Origin of the sequence: Luxibacter massiliensis (assembly GCF_900604355.1) — a bacterium.
Classification (GTDB): domain Bacteria; phylum Bacillota; class Clostridia; order Lachnospirales; family Lachnospiraceae; genus Luxibacter; species Luxibacter massiliensis.
The window spans coordinates 1540042-1556007 of sequence record NZ_UWOE01000001.1; the positions used below are offsets into that span (position 1 = coordinate 1540042).

Consider the following 15966-nt stretch of genomic DNA (forward strand, 5'->3'; position numbering starts at 1 on the left):
GATTTTTGTGCAGGGCATGGCAAAGAAAATTTGTCTTGGGGAGCACCGCCCATGCATCTTCTTAAACCTTTATAATAGGGCGTTTATATTCGTTTTCAAAGGCTGTCTTGTACTTGTCAGTTATGACAGAGGTGTAAAGGTTGGAAGCCAGGATGTCATGAAGGAGCATTTTCTGTCCGGCCTCGGGAATGCCCTTTGTGTCCCAGAGATTTGTCAGCAGCGGGAGCAAGGATTTCCTGGAGATTTTCCCCAGCACTTTTTCCCTGTCCTTACGGCATCCAAGCAGCCGGGCATAGTAATGAAAGCCTTCAGCAGTGTATTTTTCTACATTTTGTTTTTTTATTCCCAGCATAATGTGCAAAAGTGCCCGGTTGATGCGGGTGTGAGTGACCTCCTTTGTCTTTAGGAGTTCACAGAATTGTTTGTAGTTAAAGAAATTGTTGAGCTGGTTTATGATGCGGTTGGCCAGGTCTTCGGATACATCCATATAGCGTGTCAGGTTTTCAGCGGATTTGTTTAGGAGCTTGTATTTTAGCAAAAGTGAAAAGTCATTCTGATAGATGGGATAATTTACATGGTGGTGATCTTTGAGCAGCTCCAGGCAGCAGCCAGGCACTTGATCCTCCAGTTCTCCCAAAATACCGGAGAAGTGTGTATTCTCAAAGGTATCTCCTCCCGTGCTTACACTCAGCGCAGAACTGGAATAGGACAAAAGGGAGCGTATGGAGGAGGCGGAACTGTAATTTGTGCGAAGCTGTGTATCATGGTAGTGTGATTCCCTGCGCTTGACAGTACAGGGAGTGATGGAGCTGTTAAGCTTCCGGAGGGCCTTTATGTATTCTACGCCCAGGATGTTGTTAGGACTGTTGAGCAGGAAAGATAAGTCCCCCTGGCCCATATAAGCCTGCAGGGCATCCTGTCGCGCCGCAGGGAAAGACATGCCGGACCTCAAATAAGACTGCAGGAGGGCGCGGTATTCTTCAGGCTCCTCAGTGAGGATATCAGCAATCTGCATGAGGGAGGGCAGGTCATCACATTCACTGCCAAAACAAATAGAATCTACCACGCCAAGGCTCTCCAAAAAAGAGACGGCGCCCATTGCAAAAAGTTCCGCACTGCCTGTGGCATAGCAGACTGGGAGTTCAAAGACTGCGGCGGCTCCACATTTTAAGGCCATTTCCGCGCGTATATATTTGGGCATGATAGCAGGGGCGCCCCGCTGTACATAGTCTCCGCTCATGATGACAATGGCAGTGTCCGCCCCGGCGGCTTCCTTTGCTTTTTCTATATGATATTGATGTCCGTTGTGGAAGGGATTATATTCTGCAATTAAACCGACAATTTTCATAAGAATCTCCTTGTATATCAATTTGTTACCCATTATACTATAAAATGATAAGGCGTTATACAGTATATTTGGATTATTATTGATAATTTGTGTAGAATAACAGAAATAAGGTGAGTTTTAGGGCAAGAAGGCTTATAGGCTGTAAAAATTTGGACAAAGGAGGGTGTGTGGCATGGAAAAGGAATTAGTGCTTGAATTGCTCGGGGAGCGAAAATTTAAAGAATTAAAGGAAGAGCTGGAAGCCATACATCCGGTTGATATTGTAGAAATGCTGGAGGATTTTGATACCAGGCAGGCTATTTTAATCTTCCGCCTGCTGGCCAAGGAGGAGGCGGCAGAGGTTTTTACGGATATGAACAGTGATATGCGTGAGGACCTGATTAATGCCTTGACTGATTCAGAGCTGGAAGAAGTCATGGACGAGATGTATGTAGATGATACGGTGGATGTCCTGGAGGAGATGCCGGCTAATGTAGTGGACAGGCTTCTGCTGGCAACAGACGAGGAGACAAGGCAGAAGATTAATGTGCTGCTGCAGTATCCAGAGGACAGTGCAGGAAGTATCATGAATGTGGAGTACATCAGCCTGCGCAGGGAGATGACTGTGGCGGATGCAATTTTAAAGATCCGCCAGGTGGGAATCAATAGAGAAACGATTTACACTTGTTATGTTACGGAGAAAAAGAGGCTTATAGGCGCAGTGGATGTAAAGGACCTCCTGACAGCCGGGGAATCCAGGCTTATCGAAGAGATTATGGAGGAAAATGTGCTCTGCGCCAAAACACTGGATGACCAGGAGGATGTGGCAAAGACAATTAAGAAGTATGGGTTGGTGGCGATTCCAATTATTGACCATGAGAACTGTCTTGTGGGGATCGTAACAGTTGACGATGCTATGCTGGTGCTCCAGGATGAGACTACAGAGGATATCAGTATTATGGCCGGCGTAAGTCCGAATGAGGACTCTTATTTCGGGACTTCTGTATTTATGCATGCCAGGAACCGTACACTGTGGCTCATGCTCCTGATGCTTTCGGCCACTGTGACAGGCGAGATCCTGGGATATTATGAGTCGGCCATGGCTGTGATGCCCGTGCTCATTACCTTTATCCCTATGCTTATGGGGACAGGGGGAAACTGTGGTTCTCAGAGTTCCACACTGGTTATCCGGGGCCTGGCGGTGGGGGAGATTCAATTCCGTGATATATTCCGGGTGATTTTTAAGGAAATACGGATTGCCCTTGTAGTCAGCTGTCTGCTGGCAGTGGTCAATGGGATCCGTATTTATATTATGTACGGGCAGAATGTGACACTGGCAGTGGCACTGGGGATTACAATGATTGCAGTGGTAGTCATGGCAAAATGCATTGGGTGTACCCTGCCTCTTTTAGCAAAAAAGATGGGATTGGATCCGGCAATCATGGCGGCGCCCTTAATTACTACAATACTGGATACATGTACAATTCTAGTTTACTTTAATATTGTGACAGCCATTTTCCATCTGTAGGGCAGCAGGGGGCCATCCTTACAGAAACCAGGCAGAAATAAAATCCTGGGGCGCTGTAGGAGCATTCTGCGGCAGGGGTGTAGATAAAGCATAAAAACAGAGATTGTTCTTAAAAATACACATGTTATCTACTTGTATACAAAATTTCTTTGGGGTATAATAAAAACAATTGAGAAAAAAGGAAAGGTGGCTTTAAATCATGGGATTTATTGACGAAATTAAGGTGAGGGCAAAGGCCGATAAGAAGACGATCGTGCTTCCCGAGACTGAGGATGCCAGGACCTATCAGGCTGCAGAAGCAGTCTTAAAGGAAGGGACGGCAAATCTGATACTTGTTGGCAGCAGGGCAGAGATCGAGAAGAACGGCGCGGGGTATGATATTTCAGGTGCCCAAATTGTAGACCCGGCAACAGATGAAAAGACAGAAGCGTATATTGCCAAGCTGGTGGAACTCAGGCAGAAGAAGGGCATGACAGAAGAACAGGCAAAAGAACTGCTTTTGAAGAATTATTTATACTACGGCGTTATGATGGTAAAGATGGGGGATGCTGACGGCATGGTATCAGGGGCCTGCCATTCTACAGCAGATACACTTCGCCCATGCCTCCAGATTCTGAAAACAAAACCCGGGACAAAACTTGTATCCGCATTTTTTGTGATGGTTGTGCCAGATTGTGATATGGGAGCTGACGGCACATTTATTTTTGGGGATGCTGGGTTGGAACAGAACCCGGATCCGGAAAAGCTGGCGAATATTGCGGTATCTTCAGCCGCCTCCTTCCGTGTGCTCACAGGGAAAGAGCCGGTTGTTGCCATGCTTTCCCACTCCACAAAGGGAAGTGCAAAGCATGGGGATGTTGATAAAGTTGTAGAAGCCACGAGGCTTGCAAAGGAACTGGCGCCTGACCTGAAACTTGACGGGGAATTGCAGCTGGATGCGGCTATTGTGCCTTCTGTGGGAGAGTCCAAAGCACCGGGCAGTCCAGTTGCCGGACATGCTAATGTATTAATTTTCCCAGATCTGGACGCAGGAAATATCGGCTATAAACTGGTTCAGCGTTTGGCTAAGGCAGAGGCATACGGCCCATTGACACAGGGGATTGCGGCGCCTGTCAATGATTTGTCCCGTGGCTGCAGCGCAGAAGATATCGAGGGCGTGGTAGCGATTACAGCAGTGCAGGCACAGGCACAATAAACAGAGAATATATCTGAGTGGGGCCGTGTTTTAACGGCTTCCTATATGTAAATACAGGAGGAAAATAAGATGAATGTATTAGTAATCAACTGTGGAAGTTCTTCTTTAAAGTTTCAGTTAATTAATTCTGACTCAGAGGAAGTTCTGGCAAAGGGACTCTGTGAGAGGATCGGAATTGACGGGAGCCTTACCTATCAGCCAGCTGGCGGCGACAAGGTGAAGACGGCAAAGGATATGCCTACCCACACAGAGGCCATCCAGTATGTGATTGACGCACTGACAGATGCCCAGACTGGTGTTGTAAAGAGTTTAGATGAGATCGGCGCGGTGGGCCACCGTATGGTACACGGAGGAGAGAAATTTGCATCTTCAGTTGTAATTACAGATGATGTGAAAAAGGCGGTGGAAGAATGCAATGACCTTGCCCCTCTACATAATCCTGCCAACCTGATCGGCGTGGACGCATGTGAGAAGCTGATGCCAAATACCCCTATGGTAGGTGTATTCGATACTGCCTTCCATCAGACGATGCCTGAAAAGGCTTATATGTACGGACTGCCCTATGCTTATTACGAAAAATATAAAGTAAGGCGCTATGGCTTCCACGGCACAAGCCACAGCTTTGTATCGAAAAGGGCAGCTGAAATTACAGGGAAGCCATATGACGCAGTCAAGACCATCGTATGCCATCTCGGCAATGGCGCCAGCATCTGTGCAGTGATGAACGGGAAATCTGTAGATACATCCATGGGACTGACACCCCTTGAAGGATTAGTGATGGGAACCAGGTCAGGGGATATCGACCCGGCCATTCTGGAGTTTATCTCAAAGAAGGAAAATCTTGATATTGAAGGCTTGATGAAAGTTCTGAATAAAGAATCAGGAGTGTTTGGACTTTCCAATGGACTTTCCAGCGATTTCAGAGATTTATGCGCAGCAGCGGAAGAAGGCAATAAGCAGGCACAGGTTGCCCTTGAAGTATTTGCATACAGAGTGGCAAAATATGTAGGTAGCTATGCGGCAGCCATGAACGGCGTAGATAATATTGTATTTACCGCTGGAATCGGCGAGAACGATAAAGACATCCGCGAAGAAGTTTGCAGTTACCTGCAGTTCCTTGGAATAGAAATCGACAAGGAAGCTAATTCTAAGAGAGGGGAAGAAGTGGTGATCTCCACCCCTGATTCTAAAGTGACAGTACTCGTGATCCCGACCAATGAAGAACTTGCAATTGCAAGGGAGACAGTTGCACTTGTAAAATAATTACTGAAAAAAAGAAAGCTGGCAGGTTTGGTCTGCCGGCTTTTTCTGAATATTCTGAAAATGGAGGGCAAAGGGGACAGTCCCCTTTGCAAAAGGGACAGTCCCCTTTGTCTTTTTCACATTTTCCTGTCAGATTCTGTATTTTTCATATTGACAAAGTTATTTTACATGATATAATAATTTAGGTATGAATAGGAGTAATGAAGATGTTAATTAACCTATCAGACGTTCTGTCAGAGCAGCATAGGGCAGTAGAGGAGACAGTTCCCTTTGAATTGGATGTGATTAGACTGAAGATTGGGGGATTTCCAGTGATCAGCAGTGATCCTGTACATGTTGTGGTTACACATATAAAGGATAAGGAACTGCAGATTCAGGCAGAGACCAAAGTAAAGGTTATAATTCCATGTGACCGTTGCCTTGAAGAGGTAGAACATGAGTTTTTGCTGGATGTGGAGAAATATGTTGATTTGAATGTTTCAGATGCTGATTTGAGAGAAGGGTTAGATGAATCAAATTTCATTGACGGATACCATCTTGACGTGGACAAATTGCTCTTTAACGAGATATCTATAGGGTGGCCGACGAAAGTTCTTTGCAGCGAAAGCTGTGAGGGCATTTGCAGCGTTTGTGGTCAGAACCTAAACAGGGGAACTTGTGACTGCGAAGACACAGGGGTTGACCCAAGAATGTCAGTTGTCCGTGATTTGTTTAAGAATTTTAAGGAGGTGTAACCTATGTCTATCTGTCCAAAGAATAAATCTTCTAAGTCCAGAAGGGATAAGAGAAGGGCAAATTGGAAGATGAGTGCTCCAAATCTTGTGAAATGCAGCAAATGTGGAGAGCTTATGATGCCGCACAGAGTATGCAAGGCATGTGGATCTTACAACAAAAAAGAAATTATCTCTGTTGACTAATAGGGACGAGCCAGTGAATGGAACATAAAAACTCTATGTGATTGAGCAATCTTTCGCATAGAGTTTTTTTGTGGTTCTTTTTATTTGCAGGATTGCCTTGGAGAGAGTGTAATGTGGGCGTTTGATTAGAAGGCTCCTAGAGCAGAGATGTTTAGTGAAATTGAATGTTTGAAATGTTTTAGTTATATTATATAAAAAAATTGGAGTATGTTTGTTATTATTGTTGAAATAGTAAAATCAACTTGCATACTTAAAAAAAGGGTGCTATTATTTAGGTATAAAATGAATCGATTCAAAAATAAAAAAATAAGAGAAATCAGCATAATATGAAAAAATAATGAATTGATTTTTCTGTATTCAGGAGAAGGAGGAAGAAAAATGAAGAAATTTGTGGTGTTTGTTTTGATGGTTTGCATGACCGTGGTACTTTCAGCCTGTGGTTCTGGCGGCAGCGCAAATGAAGGGGGGAACACAGCGGCAGAGGACAAAGAGAATAAAAAGACCTTAGCCTTAGTTCCTCCGGCTATGATATCACCATATTACAAATCTGTTATTTCAGGCGCACAGGAAGCCTGTGATGATCTTGGCTATGAGCTGAAGACTTTGGCTCCAGAGTCTGAATCAGATTACGCCTCACAGGTGCAGATAGTGGAGGACATGATTACCCAGCAGGTAGATGGGATTATCCTCTGTGCGATTAACAGTGACGCCATTGTAGCGGCTGTAAAAAAAGCCAACGAGGCCGAGATCCCGGTGGTCATGTTCAATACCCAGAATGAGCTGGCCGGCGGGGAGGTGGCATGTTACGTGAGATATGACCAGTATGAGGCAGGAGGGAAGGTATGTGACTTTGTGGCTGAACAATTTGGGGAAGATTTACAGGTTGCAATTGTAGAAGGACTTCCTTCTGACCATACCACGGAAAGAATGGGGGGATTTGTAGATAAGGCAGAAGAAAAATATCCTGGAATCCAGGTAGTTGCAAGCCAGGCCGGAGACTGGGAAAGAGAGAAAGGTATGAATGCAGCTGCTAATATGATCCAGGCAAACCCAGATCTTGACGTAATATTCGCGCTGTGTGATGAGATGGGATTGGGAGCGGTGCAGGCTGTAAAAGAAGCAGGATCAGATGCAAAAGTTGTAAGTTTTGACGGCAATCCAAATGCAGTTGCAAGCATCCAGGCAGGCGAGCTGGTTTCCACAGTATCCATCGGAGGGCCTGGAACAGGCGTGACATGTGTGGAGGCATTGGATAAGATTTTCAATGGGGGGACAGTAGAGAAAATTGAGAATGTAGACACAGAAATTATCTGGGAGGATAATGCGGATCAGTTCCCATCAGAAGCGGACTAAGGGAAAGTCAGACAAACCTTGAGGGACTGCCCGAAAGGGAAATCATATTTGGAGGCAGTCCCTTCCAAATATGTCAGGAGGAAGCAAATGGCAGAAGAGTATATTTTACAGATGTCAGGCATAACAAAACGTTTCCCAGGAGTATTGGCACTCGACCATGTCAGCCTCCGTGTAAAACAGGGGGAAGTACACGCTCTGCTGGGCGAAAATGGGGCTGGAAAATCAACATTAATGAAAATACTGGCAGGTGCCTACGTGAAAGATGAGGGGGATATAGAGATCTTTTCAAACAGGACAGAACTGGGGAACCCAAAGGCAGCGGAAAATTTGGGGATCAGTATTATTTACCAGGAACTTAACCTGATACCTACTTTAACTGTGGCAGAAAATATTTTTTTAGGACGTTATCATATGGATAACCCTATAAAAATAGACTGGAAAAAGGTCTATAGAGAGGCAGACGCACTTCTAAAAGAGCTAGGGGTGGACATCAGGAGCACCGATTTTATACGGGATTTGGGGATTGCACAGCAGCAAATGGTGGAGGTGGCTAAGGCTCTTTCTATGCATGCAAAAATTATTATTATGGATGAGCCTACAGCGCCCCTCACAGAGCGGGAGACCAGGAAACTTTTTCGGACAGTAGAAAAATTAAAGGCAGGCGGGGTGGCAATTATTTATATATCCCACAGGCTGGAGGAAGTCATGGCAATCTGCGACCGGGCCACGGTGATGCGGGATGGCTGCACGATCCAGGAGCTGGATGTTGCACAGACAACAATGGATGAAATTATACGCCTTATGGTGGGGAGGGAGCTGAAGGATAAATATCCTAGAATTCAAAAGAAAATCGGAGAAGAATTGTTCAGGGTGGAAAATTTATGTGCAGGTTCTCGTGTACAGAATATCAGTTTTTCTATCAAAGAGGGAGAGGTATTATGTGTGGGAGGACTGGTAGGAGCAGGCAGGACGGAAATGGTACGCGCCATATTTGGCTTAGATGCAAGAACAGACGGCAAGATTTATATTGGACAGAAAGAATGTATCATCAGAAACCCAAAAGAGGCTATCAGGGCAGGGATTGGCTATGTGACGGAGGACAGAAAAGAAGAGGGCCTGGTACTGAAGCTGGGAGTAGGGGAAAATGTGACGTTGGCAGCGCTGGATAAGTTTAGGAGAGGGTTACATCTGAACCTGGGGAAAGAAAGAGAGACGGTAAAAAAGTATATCAATAAATTGAACATAAAAACCCCCTCCCTCTGGCAGAGGGCGGAGAATCTTTCAGGGGGTAATCAGCAGAAGGTAGTACTGGCCAAATGGCTGCTTTCCGACTGCAAGGTTCTAATACTGGATGAACCTACCAGAGGAATCGACGTGGGGGCGAAAATAGAAGTATACAACCTGATTAATGCCCTTGCAAAAGAGGGGAAGGCGGTTTTGGTTATTACATCTGAAATACCAGAGCTGCTTGGGATCTGTGACCGTGTCATGGTGATGGCCAGGGGTCGGTTGAGTGGAACCCTTGGAAGAGAAGAGGCCAGCCAGGAGTCAGTGATGACATTGGCCATTGGAGCGGAAGAAAGGGGAAAATACCATGAAGATTAAAGCAAAAGAAAGAAAAGGGACAAGTTACATTGGGATACTGGTGGCCCTGATGGCCCTGTGTATTGTATTAACATTGTCCAGCAGCAGTTTCCTGACTGCAGCCAATCTGCTGAATGTGTCACAACAGATATCTACAAATTTTCTAATCGCCATAGGCATGACATTTATTATCCTGTTAGGGGGAATTGATCTTTCTGTGGGTTCCATTATTGCTGTGACAGGACTGATGATGGGGTTGATGATGAAAAACTGGGAGTTCCCTGTATTTCTAAGCCTGGTTTTAGGACTTCTATTCGCCTGCCTGATTGGATTCGTGACAGGCCTTCTGATCACTGGATTTGACCTGCCGCCTTTTATTGCCACCTTGGGAATGATGTCCATAGCCAGAGGGGCGGCTTATACGGTCACAGAAGGACAGCCTATCTATACATTTCCTAAAGAATTTCTGGCTATTACAGGGAGGTATGGGGGAGTTCCGATATTCACCATATTTATTATGGTTATTATGTTTGCGGTTGCCGCATATGTCCTGAAATATACAAAGTATGGGCGGTATATATACGCCATCGGGGGCAATAAAAACTGTGCGGTACTTTCGGGGATCCATGTAAAAAGAGTGGAATGTACTGCCTATGTAATCAGTGCTTTCTGCTGCGGGGTGGCTGCCATTGTCCTTACCTCCAGGCTGGATTCGGCTGTTCCTACCAATGCCGACGGGGCAGAGTTAGATGCCATTGCAGCAGTTGTCATCGGCGGCACATCCATGAATGGAGGAGAAGGGACACTGACGGGAACAATCATAGGGACGCTGATTATAGGGATTGTTGCCAATGGGTTAAATCTCTTAAATGTCCCGCAGGGAGCACAGAGGATGGTAAAAGGAGGTATTATCGTACTGGCAGTGATAGTAGATGTACTCCGCAGAAAGAAGGGCCAGAGAGTATAGACATTCAGGCATGGTGAAGAAAGTAAGTAAGACGGAAGGTGAGGCAGATGGGAAAAGGTATGGGGCATAAAAAATGGTGTATCCCAGATTTATATATGAAAGAACCGGGAAATAGGCCTACTCCCTCCCATGAGAGTATTACTATTTTTAATACTGGGGAGGAAACGGCAGAGGTAGGACTTACGCTGGTCTTTGACAGTAGGGAAAACACCGGCAGAATAGAGGGGATTCAGGTAAAACCGATGCAGGCGAGACAAATACGTATGGATAATTTGGAGGCGTGGAATATGAAAATACCTGTAGCCACATGCTATTCGGCGATATTAGAGAGCAGTAAAAATGTGGTGGTAGAGTATGCCAGGTTCAATTGGATTGATGGTGCGGCCCAGTCTTTTGCAGTCATACCATATTTTGAGGACTGACTGTTAAAACAGCAGAAAAGGAGAGGATAATTATGGAACAAAGAAAAGTGGCGATCGTGACAGGGGGAACCCGGGGGATGGGACAGGCAATCAGTATTGAGCTTGCCAGAAGGGGGAACATTGTTTGTGCAATATACCGCTCCCATGAGAAGTGCGCCCAGGAGACACTTGAAAAACTGCAGGGATTCGTCCCGGAGAGCCAGATTTATAAAGCAGATGTCTCAGAGGAGGAGGAAGTAAGGCAGGCTGTGGCCAAGATAGGCGGACATTTTGGGAGGATTGATATCCTCGTTAATAACGCCGGTATATTTGACTTCAAGTTTATCGATGAAATGGACGCGGCATATTTGGACAAAGTCATTGGCACGAATTTTAAAAGCCAATTTTATATGCTGAAATATACTGCCGAGTATATGAAAAAAAGCCACTATGGAAGAATAGCCAATGCCTCCTCCATCTCAGGGCATTTTGCAGACTGTGGACTTGTGGCATACGCTGCCAGTAAGGCAGGTGTGGATATGCTGACTAAAATCAGTGCGGCGGAGCTGGGCCCCTATAATATTACTGTAAATGCTTATGCCCCGGGAATTATCCATACGGATATGACAGATACAATGATTCAGGCGCGGGGGGCAGAGCAGGTCAGGGCTCTGTGCCTGAACCGTTTTGGGACGGGGGAGGACGTGGCAGCGCTTGTAGGCTTTCTGACTTCTGCAGAGGGTGGGTATGTGACAGGGGAAATTATCGGCATTGATGGAGGCATGTTCAAAGTCCAGAATACATACCTTGCATATGAACATGCAAAGAATAAGGGAGGACTGCAATGATGGATAAAAAAATGAAGGCCCTGGTATCCTATGCGCCCTATGACAACAGGCTTGAGGAGGTAGACATCCCATCAATTGGGCCGGATGAACTGCTAGTCAAGGTGGAGGGGTGCGGCATCTGTGCCGGAGATGTGAAATCCTACCATGGAGGCATCCGTATATGGGGGACTCATATTGAAAACCGCTATATTGAACCTCCTGTCATTGGGGGACATGAATTTTGCGGGGAAGTTGTTAAGGCAGGGGAAGAGATGGCAGCATTTACAGCGGGGGACAGGGTTGTGGCAGAGCAGATTGTCCCCTGCGGTGAATGCGGGTTCTGCCGGCAGGGGAAATACTGGATGTGCGCCCAGTCGGCTGTGTATGGGTTTAAGCAGCATATACAAGGTGGGTTTGCGGAGTATATCAAGCTCCACAAAAATAGTATTATACATAAGGTTCCCCCTACTTTTACTACAGAGGAGGCCGTGCTTATTGAACCTATTGCCTGTGGAATGCATGCAGTAGAACAGGCAGGGATCAGGCATGAAGATGTGGTCGTTATTGCAGGCCTGGGCGCCATCGGAACTTCCATGGTAAACCTGGCTGGTCTGTATATGCCCAAAATGGTGATTGGAATTGATGTGAAAAAGCACCGCCTTGAGATGGGAAAAAAATATGGTGCTGATTATGTGCTGGATCCTGCCGGGTGTAATGTGCCCGAGGAGATAAAGAGACTGACTGGAGGGTATGGATGTGATGTTTATATAGAAGCTTCAGGCAGTCCGGCAAGTGTGGGCCAGGGACTGGATTCCCTGAAAAATCATGGGAGATACGTACAGATGGGAGTATTTGCAGATGAGGTAAAGGCGGACTGGAATATGATAGGTGATGGGAAAGAGCTCAGTATCAGAGGTTCCCATTTGTCAGCCCTTACATTTGAGTCGGTCATTGGAGGTATCCAGAAAGGGTTGGTTCGGACAGAGGGACTGATTTCACATTCCTTCCCCTTAGAGAAATGGCAGGAGGCTTTTGAGGCATCCATAAAAGAACCTCAGGCAATGAAAATCATGCTGAGGCCTTAATAAAGGCAAAAAAAGCTCTGCCTCTGCTGAAAAAATGATAGATTTCTGTTATAATGGCACAAGCTACCTTTTTCTGGAAAGGATATGAGTACTTGCGGGGAAGGGTTCCATACCGAGAGATACATGGACATTAGCGGCCAAGGCCGTGTGCTGATAGGAAGGGGAATACTTGTGGCAGTTATCAAAGATGTTGCAAAGCTGGCTGGGGTTTCAGTGGGGACGGTTTCTAAATACTTGAATACCCCCCAGCTTTTGCGTGAAGACAAGCGGAGGGCAGTGGAGGATGCCATTCAGAAATTAAATTATAAACCGAATCTCTTTGCCAGGAATTTAAGGGTACAGGACTCAAAGACAATTGCGGTCATAGCACAGGAGATAAGTAACCCGTTCCATGCAGCGCTGTTTAATACGATTCGGAAGGAAGCGATGAAATATAATTATACAGTGGTTCTGTATTCTATCAATGACGTAAACGGCAACATGGATGCATTGTTTGAGTCCCTTCCTATTCATTATTTCAGTGGAGTTATTTTGTGCTATTTTCATGATATGGAGCAATCCATAGATTTTGCCCGCAGGCATGAGAAGGTGCCTATGGTCATTATGAGCAATTCAAGCCGGTATTACAGTGAGTATGATTCAGAAAAAATTGTCCATGCAGATTTCACCCTGGGCATACAGAAGGTGTGTGAGTATTTGATCAGCCTGGGATGCCGGGACATAGCATATGTTGGCTGCAAGACCCGGGACATAGACCATGAGCCGAAACTGAAAGGGTTTTTAATGACCCTTGAAAAATATCATCTGAAGCCTCACAGCATTGTAAGGCTGGAGAAGGAATATACGATGGAGACAGGCTATGAATCTGCAGAATATATTTTACAGACGCAAAGCCTGCCGGATGCGGTTCTGAGTGATACAGACATTATGGCAGTTGGGGTTTTAAACTGCCTCCGGGATCAGGGGATATGCGTCCCGGAGGATGTGATGCTGGCGTCATTTGATAATATAGAGTTTTCCCGATACTGCAATCCAAGGCTGACAACTGTAAATGTACCTATTGAGGCCATGAGCATAAAGGCTGTGGAGCTTCTGGTGGACCAGATGGAGGGCCGGAAATATAGTGGCAGCGGGACAGGTTTTGAGCTGGAGCTCATTGTGCGGGAATCTGCAAGGTAGGAAAAGGCAGGAGATGTGCAGCATTCAAAGGAAATAGACTATAAAGCATATTGAAACGGGGCGCCGCAAAATGTAAATGTTCATTTTGTGGCGCCCCCCTATATAAATTCTATTTTGTTATTGATTTTTATATTGATGTTTAGTAGAATTAATGCAGTAGCGTTAGGAGGAAGAGAAATGTCTGATATTACAAGGGTTGCCCTGGATGCGATGGGCGGAGATAATGCGCCTGCCGGGATTGTGCAGGGGGCAGTTGAGGCCGTCAGAGAGCGGGAGGATATTAAGATTCTGCTGACGGGGCAGGAGGATTTGCTGAAGAAGACGTTATCAGAATATACGTATCCCCAGGAGCAGATTGAGGTTGTCCACGCTTCTGAGGTGATAGAGACTGCGGAACCGCCTGTCATGGCAATCCGCAGGAAGAAGGATTCTTCTATTGTGGTGGCTATGAACCTGGTGAAGAAGGGGCAGGCAGATGCATTTGTATCCGCAGGAAGCTCAGGGGCAATCTTAGTCGGCGGCCAGGTACTGGTCGGCAGGATTAAGGGGGTGGAAAGGCCGCCTCTTGCTCCCCTCATACCGACTGCCAAGGGGGTGTCCCTGCTGATAGACTGTGGCGCTAATGTGGATGCAAGGCCGTCCCACCTGGTTCAGTTTGCACGGATGGGTTCTATATACATGGAGCATATTATGGGGAAGAAGAACCCGACTGTGGGAATCGTCAATATCGGCGCTGAGGAGGAGAAGGGGAATGCACTTGTAAAAGAGACCTTCCCCCTGCTCAAGGCTTGTGAGGATATCCGCTTTGTGGGCAGTGTGGAGGCACGTGATATTCCGTCTGGCGCTGTGGATGTGGTTGTCTGCGAGGCCTTTGTGGGCAATGTGATTCTCAAGCTCTATGAAGGCGTGGGAGGCACTCTGATTCAGAAAATCAAGGGCAGTATGATGACTTCGCTGCGAAGTAAGATTGGGGCACTTCTTGTAAAGCCTGCGCTCAAGGCAACTTTGAAGGATTTTGATGCCAGTGAGTATGGCGGTGCGCCGCTTCTTGGCCTGAATGGCTTGGTTGTCAAAGTACATGGAAATTCTACTTCAAAAGAAGTACGTAATTCGATTATCCAATGCGTCACATTTAAGGAGCAGCAGATCAATGAGAAAATAAAAGCTGCGATCCAGAGTGGGCAGGATGGGAAAAAAGATTAAGGTGGAAAAGAAAGGAAAGTGAACTATGGAATTTGAGAAGTTACAGGAAATTATTGCAGACGTGTTAAACGTTCCGAAGGAGGAGATCCGTCCGGAATCAACATTTGTAGATGATTTAGGAGCAGATTCGTTAGATATTTTCCAAATAATCATGGGGATTGAAGAAGAATTTGACATTGAGATTGACAATGACGAGGCAGAGAAGATAGCAACTGTGCAGGATGCTGTGGACCAGATTAAAAAGGTTGTAGAATAAAAGAGTAAATGAAAAAGCCCCTCCGGGCTTTTTCATTTTAGGAAACATTTAAACATGCCAATAGTCTTTGCCATGCTGCATGTATTTACAACATGGTCCTGGGATGTTGGGGCAAAGGCTGCCATGGAATGGAAAGGAGTGTATGTCTGCATGATTCTGGGAAACACAGCAGACGATATAGATATGAGTGATAGTTTAAAAGAGCTGGAAAAAAGAATTGGCTACAAATTCCGGGATTTTTCACTGCTTAGGAGGGCCATGATGCACAGCTCCTTTACAAATGAAAAGCATCTGGAAAAGCACTGCTGCAATGAGAGGCTTGAATTTCTAGGTGATGCAGTGCTGGAGCTTGTTTCCAGTGAATTTCTTTTTTTGGAGTCCCCCAAGGTATCCGAAGGGGAACTGACTAAGACAAGGGCAAGTATGGTCTGCGAGCCCTCCCTGGCATTCTGTGCACGGGACATAGATCTGGGGTCTTACCTGCTGCTTGGGAAGGGTGAGGAGGCGACCGGAGGAAGGCTGAGGGACTCCATCACCTCAGATGCCCTGGAGGCGCTTATCGGCGCGATTTATCTGGACGGTGGTTTTACTAATGCAAAAGAGTTTATACATAAATTTATTCTGACGGACTTAGAGAATAAAAAACTCTTTTTTGATAGCAAGACTATTTTGCAGGAGATCGTGCAGGCCCAAATGGAGGGTGGGGTCTCATACCACCTGCTTAAGGAGGAAGGGCCTGACCACAATAAGTCTTTTTGCGTTGAAGTCCGCCTTGACGGGCGGGGATATGGCGTAGGCATTGGGCGTACTAAAAAAGCGGCGGAGCAGGAGGCGGCATATAAAGCCATACTGGAACTGAAAAAACAAAAATAAAGCAGGTG

16 protein-coding genes are annotated in these 15966 nt (G+C 46.0%); 15 read left to right on the forward strand and 1 reads right to left on the reverse strand.

The window, feature by feature from the left end:
• Positions 1–61 precede the first annotated feature (61 nt).
• Complete coding sequence (locus EFA47_RS07060) at positions 62–1348, reverse strand: nucleotidyltransferase (protein ID WP_122642631.1); 1287 nt, start codon at positions 1346–1348, stop codon at positions 62–64.
• A gap of 172 nt (positions 1349–1520) precedes the next feature.
• On the opposite strand from EFA47_RS07060, the gene mgtE reads away from it, so the two are divergent.
• The 15 genes from mgtE to rnc all read left to right on the forward strand — a co-directional run bounded on the left by mgtE (position 1521) and on the right by rnc (position 15958).
• The gene (gene mgtE / locus EFA47_RS07065) at positions 1521–2855 is read left to right on the forward strand and encodes a magnesium transporter (protein WP_122642632.1); all 1335 of its coding nucleotides are present in this window, start codon (positions 1521–1523) and stop codon (positions 2853–2855) included.
• 199 nt (positions 2856–3054) lie between these two features.
• Positions 3055–4050, forward strand: a complete 996-nt coding sequence (gene pta, locus EFA47_RS07070) for a phosphate acetyltransferase (RefSeq protein ID WP_122642633.1) — start codon at positions 3055–3057, stop codon at positions 4048–4050.
• A gap of 69 nt (positions 4051–4119) precedes the next feature.
• Positions 4120–5313, forward strand: a complete 1194-nt coding sequence (locus EFA47_RS07075; protein WP_122642634.1) for an acetate kinase — start codon at positions 4120–4122, stop codon at positions 5311–5313.
• Between the two features lie 206 nt (positions 5314–5519).
• Positions 5520–6047: a YceD family protein gene (locus EFA47_RS07080; protein WP_122642635.1), complete on the forward strand. Its 528-nt coding sequence runs from the start codon at positions 5520–5522 to the stop codon at positions 6045–6047.
• A 3-nt stretch (positions 6048–6050) separates the two neighbouring features.
• Positions 6051–6230, forward strand: coding sequence for a 50S ribosomal protein L32 (rpmF, locus tag EFA47_RS07085; protein ID WP_122642636.1), 180 nt, complete (start codon positions 6051–6053; stop codon positions 6228–6230).
• Positions 6231–6608: 378 nt separating this feature from the next.
• On the forward strand, positions 6609–7583 hold the full coding sequence (locus EFA47_RS07090) for a sugar ABC transporter substrate-binding protein (RefSeq protein ID WP_122642637.1): 975 nt from the start codon (positions 6609–6611) through the stop codon (positions 7581–7583).
• An 87-nt stretch (positions 7584–7670) separates the two neighbouring features.
• On the forward strand, positions 7671–9188 hold the full coding sequence (locus EFA47_RS07095) for a sugar ABC transporter ATP-binding protein (protein WP_122642638.1): 1518 nt from the start codon (positions 7671–7673) through the stop codon (positions 9186–9188).
• A complete protein-coding gene (locus EFA47_RS07100; RefSeq protein ID WP_122642639.1) occupies positions 9178–10134 on the forward strand; it encodes an ABC transporter permease in 957 nt (318 codons plus the stop codon). The genes EFA47_RS07095 and EFA47_RS07100 overlap by 11 nt, the downstream gene beginning before the upstream one ends.
• Positions 10135–10181: 47 nt before the next feature.
• Positions 10182–10556, forward strand: a complete 375-nt coding sequence (locus EFA47_RS07105) for a sensory rhodopsin transducer (protein ID WP_122642640.1) — start codon at positions 10182–10184, stop codon at positions 10554–10556.
• Between the two features lie 32 nt (positions 10557–10588).
• On the forward strand, positions 10589–11383 hold the full coding sequence (locus tag EFA47_RS07110; protein ID WP_122642641.1) for an SDR family NAD(P)-dependent oxidoreductase: 795 nt from the start codon (positions 10589–10591) through the stop codon (positions 11381–11383).
• Entirely contained in the window at positions 11380–12447 is a 1068-nt protein-coding gene (locus EFA47_RS07115; protein WP_122642642.1) for an alcohol dehydrogenase catalytic domain-containing protein, read from the forward strand. The genes EFA47_RS07110 and EFA47_RS07115 overlap by 4 nt, the downstream gene beginning before the upstream one ends.
• 171 nt (positions 12448–12618) lie before the next feature.
• Positions 12619–13626, forward strand: coding sequence for a LacI family DNA-binding transcriptional regulator (locus tag EFA47_RS07120; RefSeq protein WP_164689944.1), 1008 nt, complete (start codon positions 12619–12621; stop codon positions 13624–13626).
• Positions 13627–13803: 177 nt separating this feature from the next.
• On the forward strand, positions 13804–14829 hold the full coding sequence (plsX, locus tag EFA47_RS07125; protein WP_178043663.1) for a phosphate acyltransferase PlsX: 1026 nt from the start codon (positions 13804–13806) through the stop codon (positions 14827–14829).
• A gap of 25 nt (positions 14830–14854) precedes the next feature.
• Positions 14855–15085 carry an acyl carrier protein gene (gene acpP, locus EFA47_RS07130; RefSeq protein WP_122642644.1) on the forward strand — a complete coding sequence of 77 codons (231 nt, stop codon included), beginning with the start codon at positions 14855–14857 and terminating at the stop codon, positions 15083–15085.
• Positions 15086–15268: 183 nt separating this feature from the next.
• Positions 15269–15958, forward strand: a complete 690-nt coding sequence (gene rnc, locus EFA47_RS07135) for a ribonuclease III (protein WP_122644444.1) — start codon at positions 15269–15271, stop codon at positions 15956–15958.
• The last annotated feature ends 8 nt before the right edge of the window (positions 15959–15966 follow it).